The sequence below is a fragment of the Gemmatimonadota bacterium genome (genome assembly GCA_026706845.1).
Classification (GTDB): Bacteria; Latescibacterota; UBA2968; order UBA2968; family UBA2968; genus VXRD01.
The window spans coordinates 1-5,216 of the sequence record JAPOXY010000196.1 but is presented as its reverse complement, the minus strand read 5'-3'; the positions used below and the strand labels follow the sequence as shown (position 1 = coordinate 5,216).

Annotated in this window: 3 protein-coding genes and 1 pseudogene; all 4 read right to left on the bottom strand. The window is 50.5% G+C overall.

All coding sequences use genetic code 11. The features are described 5' to 3' along the window. Positions 1-1,052 (bottom strand): o-succinylbenzoate synthase (gene menC, locus OXG87_17885; protein MCY3871423.1); only part of this gene is annotated, 1,052 nt, incomplete at its 3' end. Positions 1,053-1,140: 88 nt separating this feature from the next. Further along, positions 1,141-1,732, bottom strand: a pseudogene (locus OXG87_17880) (NAD(P)/FAD-dependent oxidoreductase). A gap of 55 nt (positions 1,733-1,787) precedes the next feature. After that, a complete protein-coding gene (locus tag OXG87_17875) occupies positions 1,788-3,827 on the bottom strand; it encodes a thioredoxin domain-containing protein (GenBank protein MCY3871422.1) in 2,040 nt (679 codons plus the stop codon). Positions 3,828-3,834: 7 nt separating this feature from the next. After that, the coding region (locus OXG87_17870; protein MCY3871421.1) for a metallophosphoesterase at positions 3,835-5,216 on the bottom strand (1,382 nt) is incomplete at its 5' end.

Genomic DNA, 5,216 nt, shown 5'->3' with positions numbered 1-5,216 from the left:
AACCCAACACCGGGCGTCTCGTCCAGTACTACATTGCAATTCTCATCCTGTTCAATCCACCGGTCTGTAATATCCTCAACATAGAACTTGCGGGATGGAAACACATCTGCTGGATAGTTAAATCCCGGCAGCGTACCCAACGCCGCACAAATCCCGGCGCCAACACCGCTCTCCAGCATCCCGCCCACCCATGCATCCACGCCTGCATCGCGCGCCATATCGTGAATTTCCACAGCGTTTAACAAGCCGCCCACGCGCCCCGGTTTCACATTGATCACGCGACAGGCACCAATTTTCAGGGCGAGTTCAAAATCCCGCGGACGTTTTACCGACTCATCCAGGCACACAGGCGTTTCAATTTGACTTTGCAACTCTGCGTGTTCAATCAAATCTAAATGATCCAATGGCTGTTCAATCATCGCCAAATTAAACTGATCAAATGCCTTGAGCGTATCAAAATCTGCGTTCAAATCATATCCCGAGTTGCAATCCACGTGAATCACGGGATCGGGAAAAGCCGAGCGCACGACTTTGAGCATCTCAATATCCCATCCGTGTCGTACCTTCAACTTGATACGCGGATATCCCACATCCACAGCTCCCTGGATCAACGATAAAAGTTCATCAATCGTATCCTGCACACCAAAATCAGCACCACATGCCACCGTAGGATCAATTGCGCCCAGCGACTGCCAGAGCGGTATGCCCTTCAACTTGCTATCCAATGCCCACCACGCAGTCTCCACAGCCGCTTTGGCAAAAGGGTTGCCCTTAAACACCGCAATCCGCGCCATCAGTCCCGCCGCCGTCTCTATCTGCTCGCCCACCAGATGCGGCAAAAAAAATTCCCGCGCCGTCTCATAAACAGATCGGGCTGACTCGGCCGAATAAGTCGGCGCGTAAAACGGCGTAGCCTCACCCCAGGCAGCGGTTCCTCCCCCCGAGAGTTTAACCATCACCGAATGAATCGTCGCATCCTCGCCATAAGCCGTGCGCCACGGCGAAATCAGTGGCAACTCGACATATCGAATTTCCGCGGCATCAATTTTCACCGGAAACCTCACATCTTAAAAAAAAGAGGTTCCAGATACCCATCTGTCTGAACAGGCCCTGGAACCTCCCACAGAAATTTATTACACCTTATTCAACCACATCAAAATCATGGAAATCTTCACCGGCTTCGAGCGATAGAATTTCCAGCGCAGTTGCGGCGCCTTGCCCCGCGGAAATAATCGCCTGCGTGCGAATAAGGCGCGTATTCCAACCCACTGCAAAAAGCCCCTCAACCGAAGTGCGGCCATCTCCATCGGCAACAATACCCTTGTTCTCCTTAGCCAAACTCAGCCCCTCGGCCAATTTGCCCTCGGAGGGCCGCAGCAGGACCAGGTCGACGAGGCGGAGCGGACCTCGTTCCGCCAGTCGCCAATATGAGATACTTCCCCTCGCTCCGGCCTCCATCCGCCGTTGTAACCGCAAACCCGCCATCTGTCTTTTCGGCATCGGTCACTTCTACATCCTCAATTGTGCCGCCCAAATTCTGGACCTGTGCGCGCCCTACCCGCTGAAACTCACTGCCCGTCATCTCGGGAATACCCAGATAATTGTAAAGCATCGCCTTGTGCATTGGCGTACCATCTTGCCCGAACACCGTCACATTCTGACCATTCTTCGCCAAAAACAACGCGGCACTCAATCCCGCAGGTCCATCGCCTATAATCAAAACATCTGCCATAACATATCCTTTCATTTAGGATTTAGCTATTAGATTGTTGACTCTTCTATCCAAATTAGTATCCCTTACTCGATTCATCCAGTAATTTTTCCAGTGCCTCGGCATCTGTAACCGGTTCAGAGCAGACAAAATTGCGACAAACATAAGCCGTGGCGCGTCCGTCGATCATACCGCGATTTTTCAAAAGCGGAATAGCGTCGGACACCGTGTCGCTTCCCCCGCACAAAACCACATTGGGTCGCCAGGTTTTATTCACCACATTGAGCAGTGCAACCGTATCCGCTCTATCTCGATCGCCCAAAACAGCGACTTCAACTGCCCCTTGCAAATAGAGATCCAGGGCACAAACCATATTGCCAAAGCCCGAAGGCACCTCCCGAATATGCCTGCCAAAAAGATGCAAAATACGGGCGGCCATATCCCGCCAGTCTTCGCGCTCCAGCAGCGTTCCCAATCGCAGCAGTGCCATCGCCCCCATCGAATTACCAGAGGGCGTGGCATTGTCAAAGGGATTTTTTGACCGCACAATCAGCTCCTCGTGATCTTTTCCCGTATAGAAAAATCCGCCATCTTCATCATCCCAGAACTGATCGATCATCACCTCCATAAAATCGCGAGCAGCAATGAGATAAGAAGGCTCAAAACTCGCCTCGTACAGATCGACTAACCCGACGATCAAACAGGCATAATCATCCTGATAGGCATTGAAACGCGCCTGTCTATCTTTACAGGTATGCAACAAAAACCCGCGATCCGTACACATATTCTCCAGGACAAATTGAGCCGCATCTGACGCACTATCCAGATAAACGGAATCGCCAAATGCCCGATACGCCTGTGCAAAAGCCGAAATCATCATTCCATTCCAACTCACCTGAATTTTTTCATCGCGCCCGGGTTTTACACGCTCTTCTCGTGCCTCAAACAAAATCGCACACCTGCGTGCCATTGCGTCTTCATCCACCTCATGAACATGCGGAATATTCAGAATATTTTTCCCCTCAAAATTACCTCGCGCCGTCACATCGAAATACCGACAAAATACCGCCCCTTCTTCTTCGCCCAATAAATCCACCACCTCCTGTGGCGTCCACACAAAAAACTTGCCCTCTTCCCCCTCGCTATCGGCATCTTGCGTAGAATAAAAACCGCCTTCTGGCGCAGTCATCTCTCGTCGCGTATAATCCAGAATTGATTTAGCGATACGCGCAAAAAGCGGTTGCTCTGTCACCTGATAAGTCTGCGCATAAAGTTGTGCAAGCAGCGCATTGTCATATAGCATCTTCTCAAAATGGGGCACGAGCCAGTAGCGATCCACAGAATAGCGGTGAAATCCCCCACCGAGCTGATCGTAAATGCCCCCGTGCGCCATTTTTTCGAGCGTCAAAGTCACCATCGCGAGTGCCTCTTCGTTCCCCGTACGCAAATAGATTCGCAAAAACACGTCGAGATTCATCGCATTTGGGAACTTGGGCTGTGTGCCAAACCCACCATTTTGAAAATCAAAATTCGATCTGATCTTTTGAAATGCACCATCAAAATCCACCTCACTCAAATCATCTGCCAACGCATCAATACGCGCCATCGCCCGCAAGTGCTCGTGCAATCGATTCGCCACATCTGCGACATTATCACCTTTTTCCCGATAATGCCTGGCAACGGATTCCAGAACCTGGGGAAAACCCGGTATGTTGTGCCTGCTCTCAGGCGGAAAATACGTGCCTCCGTAAAACGGAACGCCTTGAGGCGTCAAAAACACACTCATAGGCCATCCACCGGAACCAGTCATAACCTGCACCGCATTCATGTAAATTTCATCGACATCGGGGCGTTCTTCTCGATCGACCTTCACATTGACAAAATGCGCGTTCATAATCTGCGCGATTTCCTCGTTTTCAAAACACTCGTGTGCCATTACATGGCACCAGTGACAGGCTGCATATCCCACACTCAAAAAAATGGGCTTGTCTTCGGCAATGGCCTTTTCAAACGCCTCTTCTCCCCACGGAAACCACGCAACGGGATTGTGTGCATGCTGCAACAAATACGGACTGGTCTCGTGGATCAATCGATTGGTATCTCTTCTTTCGTCCATCACATCCTCACCTGAAAGACAACACTGTTGTCAACGGTCGTCCCGGTTTCATCTTTTGCAACGTCTCATATTCATACCCCTCCCACCGGTTAGACCACGTATAAATCTCTTCAAAAACTTGTGACCGCACATAACGACCACCGGGCAATACCACTTCGAGAACCAGATTGCCAAGCGTTATCTCGCTTCCCTCCGCTGTTTCAATACGCACCTTGTTTTCCATTTGCAAACAAGCGAGCGCGTTGGGGGGTAAAGACAGGCGACTCGGCGTAAAATTATCTGCGCGCGGCAAAAGACCAATCTCATTCCCATTGAGAAATACGCGCGCATCTCCCATACTATCCCAGGCACAAAAACGGAGAATCCCCTGGCGAATACGCTGTAAATTTGCTTCAATGAGTTGGGCAGGAGGCGCGGGATCCATCGACCAAAAAGTCTGAATGTCGCCAGGACGAAACCAGCGTACCAGAGCCTCAGCTCCGCGGTTAATATGATGCCATTCCACACGCGCCTGGCCCAGTGAAACATATCCCATAAACCATCCTGGAGCTGTATTTTCAATATATCCAGGCCAAACAGCCATGAGATCATCTGGTGTGGGCAAAAGGGCTTGAACGTGGTTGAGCGGAAGCGGCGGCGCGTCAGACAATCCAACCAGAGCACCCATACACTGCAACACCGGCAAATAGGGCGTGCGGTGTAACACAATGCTTTGATTGTGTGAATGCCCACAAAAATAGGCATCAATCGCGTGCCGAGATAAAAGATTGACCATATCCGTCTGAAAATCGCGATTATAAAAAAAAGCGCGTGCCACTGGCCATATAGGATGATGCCCCAGCAAAAACGACGGAGCATAAGCATTTTCTGCCAATACGGCATTGAGCCACTGACATTGCTCAGCATTCCAAAACGGCGTATCTAGAACAATAAACTGGCAACCATCCACCTCAAACGAAAAATAATGCGCTTTGGGCACCTCACCTAAAAACTTTGCAATACGCGGTCCCGCAACCTCATCAAAAGCCGCAACACCATCGTGATTCCCACGAGCGATGATCAGAGGAATATCACAGGTGGCAAAAAAATCCAGTGCAGCCTTGAGATTCTCGCGGTGGCGTTCTGGATCCAGTGGCGGTTCGGCCACATCGCCAGTCAAAACCATAAAATCCGGTTTGAGATCGCGCAGAGCATCCATCATTGGCGCAAGCGAATAGGTCACATTTTCCACATACCCCTCAGTACTGAGCGGTCTTGTCGCGTCAAACGCCTGCCCGATAAAATCCCGCGTTACAAAATGTGTATCACTCACAACCGCAAATGAAAAAGGCCGCTTGAGATGTTTGATAGACTCAGGTATCACAGAACCCTCCCATTGCAATGGAAGAT